This is a genomic window from Streptomyces sp. NPDC041784 (assembly GCF_055591025.1).
In genome coordinates, this window is the sequence record NZ_JBVJAB010000008.1 from 126,861 (window position 1) to 141,445 (window position 14,585).

Annotated in this window: 15 protein-coding genes; all 15 read right to left on the minus strand. The window is 71.2% G+C overall.

What is annotated here, in order from left to right; genetic code table 11:
* Positions 1-263 precede the first annotated feature (263 nt).
* The 15 genes from nusB to rpsD all read right to left on the minus strand — a co-directional run bounded on the left by nusB (position 264) and on the right by rpsD (position 14,383).
* Complete coding sequence (nusB, locus tag ACZ6D7_RS19155) at positions 264-698, minus strand: transcription antitermination factor NusB (protein WP_469491759.1); 435 nt, start codon at positions 696-698, stop codon at positions 264-266.
* Positions 699-700: 2 nt separating this feature from the next.
* A complete protein-coding gene (efp, locus tag ACZ6D7_RS19160; protein ID WP_469491761.1) occupies positions 701-1,267 on the minus strand; it encodes an elongation factor P in 567 nt (188 codons plus the stop codon).
* Between the two features lie 53 nt (positions 1,268-1,320).
* The gene (locus ACZ6D7_RS19165; protein ID WP_469491763.1) at positions 1,321-2,430 is read right to left on the minus strand and encodes an aminopeptidase P family protein; all 1,110 of its coding nucleotides are present in this window, start codon (positions 2,428-2,430) and stop codon (positions 1,321-1,323) included.
* A gap of 167 nt (positions 2,431-2,597) precedes the next feature.
* On the minus strand, positions 2,598-3,485 hold the full coding sequence (locus ACZ6D7_RS19170; protein WP_469491764.1) for a Pro-rich N-terminal domain-containing protein: 888 nt from the start codon (positions 3,483-3,485) through the stop codon (positions 2,598-2,600).
* Positions 3,486-3,653: 168 nt separating this feature from the next.
* A complete protein-coding gene (gene aroB / locus ACZ6D7_RS19175) occupies positions 3,654-4,748 on the minus strand; it encodes a 3-dehydroquinate synthase (protein WP_469491766.1) in 1,095 nt (364 codons plus the stop codon).
* Positions 4,745-5,260 carry a shikimate kinase gene (locus tag ACZ6D7_RS19180; RefSeq protein ID WP_469491768.1) on the minus strand — a complete coding sequence of 172 codons (516 nt, stop codon included), beginning with the start codon at positions 5,258-5,260 and terminating at the stop codon, positions 4,745-4,747. Before ACZ6D7_RS19180 ends, aroB begins: the two co-directional genes overlap by 4 nt.
* A complete protein-coding gene (gene aroC, locus ACZ6D7_RS19185; protein WP_469491770.1) occupies positions 5,257-6,441 on the minus strand; it encodes a chorismate synthase in 1,185 nt (394 codons plus the stop codon). Before aroC ends, ACZ6D7_RS19180 begins: the two co-directional genes overlap by 4 nt.
* Before the next feature lie 215 nt (positions 6,442-6,656).
* Entirely contained in the window at positions 6,657-6,914 is a 258-nt protein-coding gene (locus ACZ6D7_RS19190) for a hypothetical protein (protein ID WP_469491772.1), read from the minus strand.
* Complete coding sequence (locus ACZ6D7_RS19195) at positions 6,911-7,765, minus strand: shikimate dehydrogenase (RefSeq protein ID WP_469491774.1); 855 nt, start codon at positions 7,763-7,765, stop codon at positions 6,911-6,913. The genes ACZ6D7_RS19190 and ACZ6D7_RS19195 overlap by 4 nt, the downstream gene beginning before the upstream one ends.
* Positions 7,746-9,512, minus strand: coding sequence for an endolytic transglycosylase MltG (gene mltG, locus ACZ6D7_RS19200; protein ID WP_469491776.1), 1,767 nt, complete (start codon positions 9,510-9,512; stop codon positions 7,746-7,748). The genes ACZ6D7_RS19195 and mltG overlap by 20 nt, the downstream gene beginning before the upstream one ends.
* 123 nt (positions 9,513-9,635) lie before the next feature.
* Positions 9,636-10,100 (minus strand): Holliday junction resolvase RuvX, encoded by a 465-nt coding sequence (ruvX, locus tag ACZ6D7_RS19205; protein ID WP_469491778.1) that lies wholly within the window; start codon positions 10,098-10,100, stop codon positions 9,636-9,638.
* 8 nt (positions 10,101-10,108) lie between these two features.
* Positions 10,109-12,781, minus strand: a complete 2,673-nt coding sequence (gene alaS, locus ACZ6D7_RS19210) for an alanine--tRNA ligase (RefSeq protein ID WP_469491780.1) — start codon at positions 12,779-12,781, stop codon at positions 10,109-10,111.
* Positions 12,781-13,125: a hypothetical protein gene (locus ACZ6D7_RS19215; RefSeq protein WP_469491782.1), complete on the minus strand. Its 345-nt coding sequence runs from the start codon at positions 13,123-13,125 to the stop codon at positions 12,781-12,783. The genes alaS and ACZ6D7_RS19215 overlap by 1 nt, the downstream gene beginning before the upstream one ends.
* A 9-nt stretch (positions 13,126-13,134) precedes the next feature.
* Positions 13,135-13,575, minus strand: a complete 441-nt coding sequence (locus ACZ6D7_RS19220) for a DUF948 domain-containing protein (RefSeq protein ID WP_469491784.1) — start codon at positions 13,573-13,575, stop codon at positions 13,135-13,137.
* A 193-nt stretch (positions 13,576-13,768) separates the two neighbouring features.
* Positions 13,769-14,383, minus strand: a complete 615-nt coding sequence (gene rpsD, locus ACZ6D7_RS19225; RefSeq protein ID WP_015661793.1) for a 30S ribosomal protein S4 — start codon at positions 14,381-14,383, stop codon at positions 13,769-13,771.
* Positions 14,384-14,585 lie beyond the last annotated feature (202 nt).

Genomic DNA, 14,585 nt, shown 5'->3' on the forward strand with positions numbered 1-14,585 from the left:
GTTTTGCGACCAGCCGCGCGGGATGGCCGTCGACGAAAAGGGGAAGAAGCCGGACGGACTCCAGGCGCACGTCGATTGCGCCAGGGCGCACCCCCCCCCCCCCCCCCCCCCCCCCCCCCGGCGGCGTTCTGCGGGCCTGGCGGTGTGCCGAGGGCCTGGGGCATGTCCGGGGCCCCGGCAGCGCCCCGGGGGCACGGGAACGGCCGGAGGGCCCGCAGCGTCACCGCTGCGGGCCCTCCGGCCGTCGTACCGCTTGGTACCGCCTACGCCTCGTCCCGGCGCAGCGACGGCTTGAGCTCCTTCAACCGGCCGAGCAGGCCGTTGACGAACGAGGGCGACTCGTCCGTGGAGAACTCCTTCGCCAGCTGCACCATCTCGTCGAGGACGACCGCGTCCGGGGTCTCGTCGACCCAGATCAGCTCGTAGGCGCCCAGACGCAGGATGTTGCGGTCGACGACCGGCATCCGGTCGAGCGTCCAGCCGACGGAGTACTGGGCGATCAGCTCGTCGATGCGCCGCGCGTGTCCCGCGTAGCCCTCGACCAGCTGCATCGTGTACTCGCTCACCGGCGGCTGCCGGGTGTCGGCCCGGGAGAGCCGGATCCAGTCCGCGAGGACCGTCAGGACATCGGCTCCACGCTGGTCGCCCTCGAAGAGGATCTGGAAGGCGCGCTTGCGGGCCGTGTTGCGAGCAGCCACGGTTAGCTGTTCACCCGGCCGAGGTAGTCGCTGGTGCGGGTGTCGACCTTGATCTTCTCACCGGTGGTGATGAAGAGCGGGACCTGGATCTGGTGACCGGTCTCCAGGGTGGCGGGCTTGGTGCCACCGGTGGAGCGGTCGCCCTGCAGGCCCGGCTCGGTCTCCTGGATGACGAGCTCGACGGCGGCCGGCAGCTCGACGAAGAGCACCTCGCCCTCGTGCTGCGCGACGGTGGCCGTGAAGCCCTCGATGAGGAAGTTGGCCGCGTCGCCGACCGTCTTGCGGTCGATCATCAGCTGGTCGTACGTGTCCATGTCCATGAAGACGAAGTACTCGCCGTCCATGTACGAGAACTGCATGTCGCGCTTGTCGACAGTGGCCGTCTCGACCTTGACGCCGGCGTTGAAGGTCTTGTCGACCACCTTGCCGGACAGCACGTTCTTGAGCTTGGTGCGCACGAAGGCCGGGCCCTTGCCGGGCTTGACGTGCTGGAACTCGACGACGGACCAGAGCTGGCCGCCTTCGAGCTTGAGCACCAGGCCGTTCTTGAGGTCGTTCGTGGAAGCCACGGTTGCGGAATCTCCTGGACTGACGTGGACGACCACGGGGGCACGCACCTTGCCTAGAGTGCGAGCAGCTCCTTGGTCGTGATGGTGAGTAGCTCGGGTCCGCCGTCCGCCTCGGGGCGTACGACGAGCGTGTCATCGATCCGGACACCGCCCCGGCCCGGGAGGTGGACCCCCGGTTCGACGGTGACCGGCACGCAAGCGTCCAGTTTACCCATGGCCGCGGGAGCGAGCTGCGGGTCCTCGTCGATTTCGAGTCCGACCCCGTGCCCGATGAGCGCCGGAAGGCCTTCGTGGTACCCGGCGCAGTCCAGTACCTGGCGGGCCGCGCGGTCCACGTCACGGTAGGCGGCGCCGGGTACCAGGCTCTCCCGTCCGGCCCGCTGGGCGGCGAAGACGAGGTCGTACAACTCGATCTGCCAGTCGGCGGGGGACGTGCCGATGACGAAGGTACGGCCGATCTCGCACCGGTAGCCGCGATAGGTCGCGCCCAGGCACACGGACAGGAAATCGCCCTCCTCAACCCGCCGGTCCGTGGGCCGGTGTCCGCGCCGGCCGGAGTTCGGGCCGGTGGCGACGGAGGTGGGGAAGGCGGGGCCGTCGGCGCCGTGGTCGACGAGCCGCCGCTCCAGTTCGAGGGCGAGATGGCGCTCGGTACGGCCCACCAGGATGGACTCCAGCAGCTCGCCGAGGGCCTGGTCGGCGATCTCGGCGCCGATGCGGAGGCAGGAGATCTCCTCCTCGTCCTTGACGACCCTGAGCTGCTCGACGGCGGTGCCCAGGTCGGCCAGGCGCAGCCGGGGGGCGACCGAGCGGAGTTCGCGGTGGCGGGCGACGGTGAGGTGGTGTTCCTCGACGGCGAGGGAGTCGCCGCCGGTCCCGGCCGTGAGGAGGTCGGCCGCCGCGACGGCCGGATCACCGCCGGCGCGGGCCAGGGTGTGGACGCGGAGGGTGTCGTCCGGCCGCTCCGCACCGGGGCGGTCGTCGATCGGGTCCGGGCAGACGAGGACGTCCTCCGGTCTGCCCAGGAGCAGGACGGCACCACGCGGGGCGGCGCCCGCGAGGTACCTCACATTGGCCGGACTGGAGACGAGCGCTGCCGCGTTGCCGGCCGCGGTGCAGCGTTCCCGTAGGCGGGTTCGGCGGGACGCGTACAGGTCTGACATGAGTCGAGCGTAGGAGCGGTGGCCGGATTGTGCCGGTCGGGAGGGCCGACTGGGGCTGTTGCCGGTGTCCAGGGGACCTCTAGAGGGCCTCTCGGGGGCCTCTAGGGAGTCTCTAGGGGGTCTCTAGGGGGTGTCCCCCACCGCTTCCGGCCACCCTTCGGCCTCGGTCACCACTTCGGCGGGCTCGCGATCGCCCTCGCCAGCACCTCGTCCAGCACCCGCGCCGTGGTCGGGACGTCCAGCGCGGAGTTGTCGATGATCGGCAGGCCCGAGCCGTACCACCCCGCCATCCGGCCGTGGATGCGGGCGACCTCCTCGTCGGTGAGGCGGCGGTTGCCGGAGCGTTCGGCGTTGCGCTCCAGGACGACCTCCAGTCCGGGGAGGAGGACGACCGGGAGCAGGCCGGGGCCGACGTGGCGCTTCCAGCCGCCGAGGCCGACGGCCGGGCGGTCCGGGAAGATCGCGTCGTCGAGGATGCACGAGATGCCGTTGGCCAGGAAGTTGCGCGCGGCGAAGCCGCAGGTGCGGCGGGCCAGCCGGTACTGGGCCTCGGAGTGGTCGTTCCACCCGCGCTGCGGGTCGGCGAAGCCGGAGCGGACCCATTCGCGGACGTCGTCGAGGCTGATGTGCGCGGTGGGCACCCGGCGGTGGTCGGCCCAGAACTTGGCGACGCTGGTCTTCCCGGCGCCCGCGGGGCCGATGAGCAGCACCGCGAGGGTCGTGGCCCCCGGGTCGGGGGCGGTGGCGGTGGGCGGGGCGCTGGGCATGGCGACGGGGCCGCCGGGCGGCAGCGGGACATGGCCGGTGACCTCGCTGCCGGGCGGGACGGGCGCGGGCGCGTGCTGCGGAGCCGGAGGGGGCGGCACGGGGGGAACCGGGGGCTGCGGCGCGGGCGGGACCGGCCCGGCGGGGGCGCCGACGTAGCCCGGCTGGTGCGGCGGGGCGCCGCCGGGCCGGTGCGGGCCCGGATGGTGTGCGGCCGGCGACCAGCCGGCGGCCGGACCGTGCCCCGGCTGGTGGGGCGGCGGCAGCGGAGAACCCACTGCGTGCTGCATCCGGTGCCACTCCGTCTCGTACAGGCGATGGGCGCTGACGACGGGAGCGTGTGCCCCCGTTTTCGATTCTGAACGGTACCGCCCCCGGCCGTCGTTTGGTGAACGGCCGGGGGCGGTCCGAAGTGCCCGGTGTGGAAAGCGAATCGGGCGGAAGGGAACCCGGGGGACTTACTGGCCCACTTCGCCGTACGCGGCGAGCAGCACCGCCGGGTCGGGGCCTTCCAGGACGGTCGGCTTGGCCAGCCCGTCGAGCACGATGAACCGCAGCAGGTCCCCGCGGGACTTCTTGTCGACCTTCATGGTCTCCAGCAGCTTGGGCCACTGGTCGTGGCGGTAGTACAGCGGCAGGCCCACCGACTCCAGGACCGTGCGGTGGCGGTCGGCCGTGGCGTCGTCGAGGCGGCCCGCGAGGCGGCCCAGTTCGGCGGCGAAGTGCATGCCGACGGAGACCGCCGCGCCGTGCCGCCACTTGTAGCGCTCGTTCTTCTCGATGGCGTGCGCGAGGGTGTGCCCGTAGTTGAGGATCTCCCGCAGGCCGGACTCCTTGAGGTCGGAGGAGACGACGTCCGCCTTGACCTTGATGGAGCGCTCGATCAGCTCGGCGGTGTGCGGACCGGCCGGGGTGCGGGCGGCCTCGGGGTCGGACTCGATGAGGTCGAGGATCGCCGGGTCGGCGATGAAACCGGCCTTGATGATCTCGGCGAGCCCGGAGACGTAGTCGTTGACCGGGAGGGAATCCAGCGCGGCCAGGTCGCACAGGACGCCGGTCGGCGGGTGGAAGGCGCCGACGAGGTTCTTGCCCTCGGCGGTGTTGATGCCGGTCTTGCCGCCGACGGCCGCGTCCACCATGGCGAGCACGGTGGTCGGGACGGCGATCCAGCGCACCCCGCGCAGCCAGGTGGCGGCCACGAACCCGGCGAGGTCGGTGGTGGCGCCGCCGCCGACGCCCACCACGACGTCGGTGCGGGTGAAACCGGACTGGCCGAGCGCCTTCCAGCAGTAGGCGGCGACCTCGGCGGTCTTGGCCTCCTCCGCGTTGGGCACCTGGATGGCGACGGCCTCGTAGCCCTGCCCGGCCAGGTCGGCGCGGAGCGCGTCACCGGTCTCGGCGAGCGCCTCGGGGTGGATCACGGCGACGCGCTTGACCCGGTCGCCGATCAGTCCGCCGAGTTCACCGAGGAGCTGACGGCCGACCAGGACCTCGTACGGATCGGAGCCCGCGCTGCCGCCGACCCTGATCCGTGTTACCGACTCGCTGCTCATGCGTCCTTCAACTCCAGTGCGTCCAGGGCGACTTGGGCGACCTCTTCGGCCGTGCGGCCGTCGGTGGCCACCACCGCCGTGGCGACGCCCTCGTACAGGTGGCGGCGGGCCTCCATCAGCTCGCGCCACTGCTTGCGCGGGTTGACCGCGAGCAGCGGGCGGGCCGCGTTGAGGCCGGTGCGCTTGACGGCCTCCTCGACGTCCATCGACAGGTAGAGCACCCGCTGCCCGGCCAGCAGGGCGCGGGTGTCCGCGTCCAGGACCGAGCCGCCGCCGAGCGAGAGGATGCCCGTGTGCTCGTCGAGCGCCCGGAGCACGGCCCGCTTCTCGATGGCGCGGAAGGTCTCCTCGCCCTCGTCGACGAAGATCTCCGCGATGCTGCGGCCCTGTCCGGCGACGATGTCGTCGTCGGTGTCCCGGTAGCCGACGCCGAGCCGCTCGGCCAGCAGCTGCCCGACGGTGGACTTGCCGACGCCCATGGGCCCGACGAGGACGACCAGCGGCCCGCTCATCGGATGTGCAGGTTGTCGAGGTACGACCGGACGTTGCGACGGGTCTCGGGCACGCTGTCGCCGCCGAACTTCTCGGCCACCGCGTCCGCGAGCACCAGCGCCACCATGGCCTCGGCGACGATGCCGGCGGCCGGCACCGCGCAGACGTCGGAGCGCTGGTGGTGCGCCTGGGCGGCCTCGCCGGTGGCGACGTCCACCGTCTGCAGGGCGCGCGGCACGGTCGCGATCGGCTTCATGGCGGCGCGCACGCGCAGCAGCTCACCGGTGCTCAGGCCGCCCTCGGTGCCGCCGGAGCGGCCGGAGGAACGCCGGATGCCCTCGGGCGTGGTGAGGATCTCGTCATGGGCCTTCGAACCCGGCACGCGCGCGAGGTCGAAGCCGTCGCCGACCTCGACGCCCTTGATGGCCTGGATGCCCATGAGGGCGGCGGCGAGCCGGGCGTCCAGCCGGCGGTCCCAGTGCACGTGCGAGCCGAGGCCCACCGGCACGTCGTACGCCAGCACCTCGACGACGCCGCCGAGGGTGTCGCCGTCCTTGTGGGCCTGGTCGATCTCCGCGACCATCGCCTTCGACGCGTCCGCGTCCAGGCAGCGCACCGGGTCGGCGTCGAGCTTCTCGACGTCGGCGGGGGTCGGGTAGACGCCGTAGGGCGCCTTGGCGGCGGCGAGCTCGATCACGTGGGAGACGATCTCGATGCCGGCCGTCTCCTTCAGGTACGACCGGGCGACCGCGCCGAGGGCGACCCGGGCCGCCGTCTCGCGGGCGGAGGCGCGCTCCAGGATCGGGCGGGCCTCGTCGAAACCGTACTTCTGCATACCGGCCAGGTCGGCGTGGCCGGGGCGGGGGCGGGTCAGGGGCGCGTTGCGGGCGAGGCCCGCGAGGATCTCCGGGTCGACCGGGTCGGCCGCCATGACCTGTTCCCACTTGGGCCACTCGGTGTTGCCGACCATGACCGCGACCGGCGAGCCCATGGTGAGTCCGTGCCGGACGCCGCCGAGGAAGGTGACCTCGTCGCGCTCGAACTTCATCCGCGCGCCGCGTCCATAGCCGAGCCGACGCCGCGCGAGATGGTCGGCCACCATCTCCGTGGTGATCGGCACGCCGGCGGGAAGGCCCTCCAGCGTCGCGACAAGTGCGGGACCGTGGGACTCCCCCGCGGTCAGCCAACGCAGCCTGCTCAACGATGCTCCTCAGTCTCGCGCCCCGGTACTGCCCTGCGCACGCGTGTCCTCGCGTACGGCTCGGCGTCGACCGGGTGCGCGGCCCCGGTCCGCCGTCTCCGATCCTCCCACGTCCCGGGCCCCGGACCGGTGCCGGTCCACCCAGCGGACGCGAGGATGTCAGGTCGCGAGTCGCTCCGGGCGGCACCGGGCTCGCGCGCCGGGAGGGGTACGGCTCACTCCGGGCGGTCCGGCGCCCGCCCTGGCGCGCCGACCCCGAGGAAGTCGGCGCCGCTGCGCCCGTCCGACGCCTGCGGCTGCCCCGCGCCCGGGTCGCCCGCCCTCCGGCCGGCGGCCCGGCGCCTCAGGGCCAGGGCCCAGGACCCGACGACGGCCAGCAGGACCAGCCCGAGCAGCGTGTACTGGAGCCACTCCGGGAGCAGCTTGACGACGGCCCCGACGATCGCACCCTTGCCGCCCTCCGCCAGCGTCACGGCTGGGGACCGCGGCGTGCGGCGAGGGCGTGCTCGCCCGCCTTGCGCATGGCCTCCACGGGCGCCGGGGCCAGGCCGGTCATCTGCTCCACCTGGAGCACCGCCTGGTGCACGAGCAGGTCGAGCCCGCTGACGACGGCCCCGCCGAACATGGACCAGCGGGCGGCCAGTTCGGTGGGCCAGGGGTCGTAGAGCACGTCGAAGAGGGTGGCGGGCCGCTCCGGTACGGCGGTGGCGAGGGCGTCGGTCGTCCCTGCCGGGGTGGTCGCGACGACCAGCGGGAACCGCAGGGCCCGGGCCGCGTCCGCCCAGTCGGCGATCCGCACCTCGACCTGCAGGCGCTCGCCCCACTGCCGCATCTCGGCGGCGCGGGCCTCGCTGCGCACGTACGCGACGATCTCGCCGGTGCAGACCCGGGCCAGCGCGGCCAGCGCCGAGGAGGCGGTGGCGCCGGCGCCGAGGATCGCGGCCGAGTCGACCTGCTCGACGCCGTGCTCGCGCAGGGCGGCGACCATGCCGGGGATGTCGGTGTTGTCGCCGACGCGACGGCCGTCCGCGCCGAAGACGAGGGTGTTGACCGCGTCCACGGCGGCCGCCGTCTCGCTGATCTCGTCGAGCAGCGGGATGACGGCGCGCTTGAGCGGCATGGTCAGCGAGAGCCCGGCCCACTCGGGGCCGAGCTTCTCGACGAAGGCGGGCAGGGCCGCCTCGTCGACCTCGAAGCGGTCGTAGGTCCAGCCGGTCAGCTCCAGCGCCTCGTACGCGGCGCGGTGCAGCGCCGGAGAGAGCGAGTGGGCGATCGGGCTGCCGAGGACGGCGGCCCGGCGGCCGTCAGTTGCCGGTGCTGGCATCGAACTTGTCCTTGAGCCTCTGGAATTCGGCGTAGGTCTTGGCGAATTCGGTGTTGCTCTTACCGTCGGTCGCCACGAAATAGATCCAGCCGCTGCTGGTGGGTTTCAGCGTGGCCTTCAGCGCGTCCTCGCCGGGATTTCCGATCGGACCGGGCGGCAGGCCCTTGTTGGTGTAGGTGTTGTACGGGTCCTTGTTGCTGTTGATCTCGGACTCGCTGATGTTGATGTTGCTCTCGTTCTTCAGGTAGTTGAAGGTCGAGTCGAACTGGAGCAACTGGTTGGTCTCGGTGTTCGTGGGCTTGAGCCGGTTGTAGACGACCTCCGCCATCTTGCGGTAGTCGTCGTGCGTCTTGCCCTCGGCCTGGACCAGGCTGGCGACCGTGACGACCTGGAGCGGCCCGTCGAGCTTGAGCGCCTCGGCCTTGTCCGCGAGGTCGTACTTCTCGTACACCTCGTTGGCCTCGGCGACCATCGACTTCAGGACCGCCTCGGGCTTCATGCCCTTGGCCGCGGCGTAGGTACCCGGGAAGAGGAAGCCCTCCAGCGGGTCCTTGATGTCCTCGTCGTCGTTCGCCCAGTCGGGCAGCCCGAGTTCCTCGTAACTCTTTTCCGCGACCTTCCGCGTGGTCCCGTCGGCAAGCTCGAGTTTCTCGTCGATGACCTTGTAGACCTGGATGTTGCGCAGGCCGGGGGTGACCATCACATTCGCCTGGCTGGTCGGGTCGAGCATCATCTCGACAGCGCTTTCTGCGGACATTCCCTTTTCCAGGATGTACGCGCCCGCCTGAATTCTGTCGCCCTCGGGATTGCTCGTGAACGCGGACACGAAGGCGTCGACGCTCTTCACGACACCGGCTTCCTTCAGCAGCCGGCCGATCACAGCGCCGCCCGACCCCTCGGGCACCTGCACGCTCACGCTCTGCCCGGTGCCGTCGCCCGCGTAGTCCGGAGCCGCGCCGTAACGATTCTGGTAGTAGCTGTAGCCGAAGTACGCGACCCCGCCCAGACCGCCGACGAACACCAGTGCGACGACCAGGCAGGCGCAGCCGTTGCGGCTCTTCTTGCCCTGGGGGCCTTTGCCGCCCTTGGCGCCCTTGCCGCCACGGCCCCGCCGGTCGCCGCGGGCACCGCGCCCGTCCGCCTCGTCGTCCTCGTCGGCTCCGCCGCCCGCGAAAAAGGGGTGCTCGTCCTGCTCTTCGGGGCCCGGGTCCCAGTCGGGCTTCTGCTCGGGCTCCACCTCAGGCTCCGGCGCCGCTTCGGGATGGCGGCGGGCGGGCGGCTCCGGCGGCGGGTAGGCGTCCGGGGTGCCGTAGAAGTCGGGCTGCTCGGCGCCGTACGCGGCGGCCTGCTGGCCGTACGGATCACCCGGGTCGGCGGCGTACGGCACGTGTGCGTGCGTCCCGGTGCCGTCCCAGCCGCCCTCGTGGTACCCCTCGTGATAGCCCTGTTGCTGACCCTGCTGCTGGCCCTGATGGGCGTACTGCTGCTGATCGTAGGACTGCGGGTACTGCTGCTCGCCGTACTGCTGCTGGTCGTACTGCTGCGCCTGTCCCTGGCCCCAGTCGCCGTAGTTCGGCTGCTGCGGCTGCTGCTGCGGGTGTTGCGGGTAGTGGTGGTGCTGCGGCTGGCCGCCGTAGGCAGGCTGTTGCCCCGTGGGGGCCTGCTGCCCTTCCCATCCGCCGTCCCCGTACAACGGGTCCTCCGGATGCCACGGTTCGGAGCCTGGGCCCCGGCCATACTCAGTCATCGATCCCCTAGAGCCGCGAGGCGGCGATCATGCGGCCTGCACGGGCCGGTCACCGTTCCGCCTCTCTCTGTGCGGTGACTGTTCGAACACCACCGCATCGCGCGGAACGTTACCGTATCGCGATCAGATGACCACTTCGACGCCCTCGCCCGGTGCTTTACCTGACACTCGTTCGGATTCCAGGGCCTGCTGAAGGATGATCACAGCGGCTGCCTGGTCGATGACCGCACGGCCCTTCTTGGACTTCACGCCCGAGGCCCGCAGTCCCTGACTGGCCGTCACGGTCGTCATCCGCTCGTCCACCAGCCGTACGGGCACGGGTGCGATGCCCTTGGCCAGCTCCTGGGCGAAACCGCGCACCTTGGCCGCGGCGGGGCCCTCGCCCCCCTTGAGGGAGCGAGGGAGACCGACGACGACCTCGATCGGCTCGTACTCCTCGACGAGTTGCCGCAGCCGGCGGTGGGCCGCCGGGACGTCCCGGCCGGGGACCGTCTCCACCGGAGTGGCGAGGATCCCGTCGGGGTCGCACGAGGCGACCCCGATCCGGGCGTCCCCGACGTCGATCGCGAGGCGACGGCCCTTGCGCATGGACTGGCTCACTTGGCCGTCTCGGCCACGAGCCGCTCGACAGCGTCGACGGCCTCGCCGACGGCGGCCGGGTTCTGGCCGCCGCCCTGGGCGACGTCCGGCTTGCCGCCACCGCCGCCGCCGAGGGTCTTGGCGGCCGTACGGACCAGCTCGCCGGCCTTCAGGCCGCGCTCACGGGCGGCCTCGTTGGTGGCGATGACCGTGAGCGGCTTGCCGTTGTTGACCGTGAACAGGGCGACCACGGCGGCCCGGCCGCCCTGGATGCGGCCGCGCACGTCGAGAACCAGCCTGCGCAGGTCGTCGGGGGTCGTGCCGTCCGGGACCCGGCCGGTGACGACGGCGATCCCGCGGACGTCCTTGGCGGACTCCACGAGGCCGGCGGCGGCCTGGAGGACCTTCTCGGCGCGGAACTTCTCGATCTCCTTCTCGGCGTCCTTCAGCTTGCCGAGCATGGCGGAGACCTTCTCCGGAAGCTCCTCCGGGCGGCCCTTGATCAGCTCCTGGAGCTGGGCGACGACCGTGTGCTCCCGGGCGAGGAAGTTGTAGGCGTCGACGCCGACGAGGGCCTCGATACGGCGCACACCGGAGCCGATCGACGACTCGCCGAGCAGCTTCACCAGGCCCAGCTGGGCGGTGTTGTGCACGTGCGTGCCGCCGCACAGCTCCTTGGAGAAGTCGCCGATGGTCACCACGCGGACGCGCTCGCCGTACTTCTCGCCGAACTCGGCGATGGCGCCCTGCTTCTTGGCCTCGTCGATGCCCATGACCTCGGCGCGCACGTCGAGGTCGCGGGCGAGCACCTCGTTGATCTTCTGCTCGACGTCGGTCATCACGGCCGTCGGAACGGCGGACGGGGAGCCGAAGTCGAAGCGGAAGCGGCCGGGCTGGTTCTCGGAACCGGCCTGGGCGGCCGTCGGGCCGAGCGCGTCGCGCAGGGCCTGGTGGGTGAGGTGGGTGGCCGAGTGGGCGCGGGCGATGGCCGTACGGCGGCGGTGGTCGATCGAGGCGTGGGCCTTGGCGCCGACGGTCACCTCGCCGACCTGGACGACGCCCTTGTGGACGTAGACGCCCGGGACCGGCTTCTGGGTGTCGCGGATCTCGATGACGGCACCCGTGTCGACCTTGATCCGGCCGGTGTCGCCGATCTGGCCGCCGCCCTCGGCGTAGAACGGGGTGCGGTCCAGGACGATCTCGACCTCGTCGCCCTCGCTGGCGGCCGGGGAGGAGACGCCGTCGACGAGGATGCCGACGACGGTGGTCTCGCCCTCGGTGTCCGCGTAGCCGATGAAGTCGGTCTCACCGGCCTTGTCGGCGATCTCACGGTAGGCACCGGCGCCGGCGTGGCCGGTCTTCTTGGCCTGGGCGTCGGCCTTGGCCTTGTCCCGCTGCTCCTTCATCAGGCGGCGGAAGCCGTCCTCGTCCACGGACAGCCCCTGCTCGGCGGCCATCTCCAGGGTGAGGTCGATCGGGAAGCCCCAGGTGTCGTGGAGCAGGAAGGCCTTGTCGCCGGCGAGGACCGCGCCGCCGGAGGCCTTGGTCTCGGTGATGGCGGTGTCGAGGATGTTGGTGCCGGCCTTGAGCGTCTTGAGGAAGGCGTTCTCCTCGGCGAGGGCGACGTTCTCGATGCGCTCGCGGTCGGTGACCAGCTCGGGGTACTGCTGGCCCATCATCTGGATGACGGTGTCGACGAGGGCCTTGACGACCGGGCCGGTGGCGCCGAGCAGGCGCATGTTGCGGACGGCGCGGCGCATGATGCGGCGCAGCACATAGCCGCGGCCCTCGTTGCCCGGGGTGACGCCGTCGCCGATGAGCATCACGGACGTCCGCATGTGGTCGGTGACCACGCGCAGGGAGACGTCGGAGTCGTGGGCGTCGCCGTACTCGACACCGGTCAGCTCGGTGGCCTTCTTGATGACGGCCATCGAGGTGTCGATCTCGTACATGTTCTGCACGCCCTGCAGAATCATGGCGAGGCGCTCCAGGCCGAGGCCCGTGTCGATGTTCTTGCTCGGCAGCTCACCGAGGATCTCGAAGTTGTCCTTGCCGATGCCCTCGCCGCGCTCGTACTGCATGAAGACGAGGTTCCAGATCTCCACGTACCGCTCGTCGTTGACGGCGGGGCCGCCCTCGACGCCGAACTCGGGGCCGCGGTCGTAGTTGATCTCGGAGCAGGGGCCGCAGGGGCCGGGGACGCCCATGGACCAGTAGTTGTCCTTCATGCCGAGGCGCTGGATGCGCTCCTTCGGCACCCCGACGACCTCGTGCCAGATGCGCTCAGCCTCGTCGTCGTCCTTGTAGACGGTGATCCAGAGCTTCTCCGGCTCCAGGCCGTAACCACCCTTGTCCTGGGGGCTGGTGAGCAGCTCCCAGGCGTGCTTGATGGCGCCTTCCTTGAAGTAGTCGCCGAAGGAGAAGTTGCCGCACATCTGGAAGAACGTGCCGTGGCGGGTGGTCTTGCCGACCTCTTCGATGTCGGGCGTGCGCACGCACTTCTGCACACTGGTGGCGCGCGCGAAGGGCGGCTTGACCTCACCCAGGAAGTAGGGCTTGAAGGGCACCATGCCGGCGGGGACGAGCAGCAGAGTCGGGTCGTCCGCGATGAGCGACGCCGAAGGGACGACGGTGTGCCCGCGCTCCTCGAAGAAGCTCAGCCAGCGGCGGCGAATCTCGGCCGACTCCATCAGTGGTCCTCATTCCGGTTGTACGAGTACGTCGTGGTGTCGAGGTACTTCGGGTTGGTGCGGTTCTCGATGGCGGCGTACCGCCGGGGCGCGGGGAGTTCGGGGTCCTCGTGGATGCCGAGAGCGTCCTCGAGTTCGGCCTCCCGCTGGGCCATGTTGTCGCGGACGTCGAGCGCGAAGCCCACCGCGCGGTCCTTGAGGCGCGCTCCCGTCTCGAGCGCCTTGTTGGCCGCGGTGGCGGCGAGGCTCTCGGGGGTCAGCTGCTTCAGCTTGCGGTTGACCTTGGTGGTGGCCCAGACGCCGGCGGCGACACCGGTGGTGAACCAGAAGGTACGGCGGAACATCGCTAGGTCTCAGTCCCTCTTTCCACGGGCGTTCCGCTTCTCCCGCCGGGAGACCGCGCGGCCCACGATCACGGTACGCCGGGGCTCCTTGGCGGGCACGTCGTCCCGGCGGCCGCCGAGGGCCCGGCGGACGCCGTAGCCGAAGGCGGCGACCTTCACCAAGGGGCCGCCGAAGGTGGAGGCGACGGTCGACGAGAGCGCGGAGGCGTTCGACGTGACCTCCTGGACGTCGGAGGCGATCGCGTCGACCCGGTCGATCTGGGTCTGCGCGGAGCGCACCGTCGCGGAGGCGTCGGCGAGCAGCGGAACGGCCTGATCGGTCACGTCCGCGACCAGTTTGGTGGTCGCCCTGAGCGTCTGGGCCAGCCTCGCCAGTGCGACGGCGAGGAAGGAGACCAGGATCGCCCAGAAGACGGCCACCAGGATGCCGGCCACCTCTCCACCGGACACTGCGCACCCGCTCCCTGTTTGTGTGAACGCCTCTCTCTGAAGGCGAGCCTATCGCGCCGACGCAACCGTTCCGTACCGGATTAGGGCCCGTGGACAGCGGGTTCCCCGGAGTACGCGAAGACCCGCCGCCCCCCGCCCCGAGGGGCGGACGGACGACGGGCCTGGGAGCGCAGGTGCTACGGCCGCCGAAGGATCAGCGGGCGTAGTACTCGACGACGAGCTGCTCGTCGCAGATCACCGGGATCTCCTTGCGGTTCGGCTCACGGTCCAGGCGGAACGCCAGGGCCTTGAGGTTCACCTGGAGGTAGCGCGGGGTCTCGCCCTCGGGGGCGAAGCCGCCCTCACGGGCGATGGAGAAGAGGGTCTTCTCGCGGCTGCGCTCGCGGACCATCACGACGTCGTCGGGACGGACGCGGAACGACGGCTTGTCGACCTTCTGGCCGTTGACCTCGATGTGGCCGTGCACGACCATCTGACGGGCCTGGTAGATGGTGCGGGCGATGCCCGAACGCAGGACCAGGGCGTCGAGACGGCGCTCGAGCTCGATGATCAGGGCCTCACCGGTCTTGCCCTGGACCTTGGAGGCACGCTCGTAGGCGCGGACGAGCTGGCGCTCGGACACGTCGTACTGCGCGCGCAGACGCTGCTTCTCGAGCAGACGGACCTTGTAGTCCGAGTTCTGCTTGCGGCCACGGCCGTGCTCACCCGGCGGGTAGGGGCGGGCCTCGAAGTACTTGACGGCCTTCGGGGTCAGCGCGATGCCGAGGGCACGCGACTTCTTGACCTTGGGGCGGGACTGGTTCGCCACTGTCCTTCTTCTCTTTCCTTGATTCGGCTTGCCAGGGTTGAGGGAGGTCGCATCCGCAGCCGGGGAAACCCTCCCGGCCCGCTTGTGGGCCTGGTGGGCAGCCGCTCCCCTGGTCTGGGCACATACGTGCAGCACGCGAGTGGCCCACCGACCGTTCCCGGAACTTGGGTGGTGGTGGGCTGCCCGCGACACCGTTCGACGG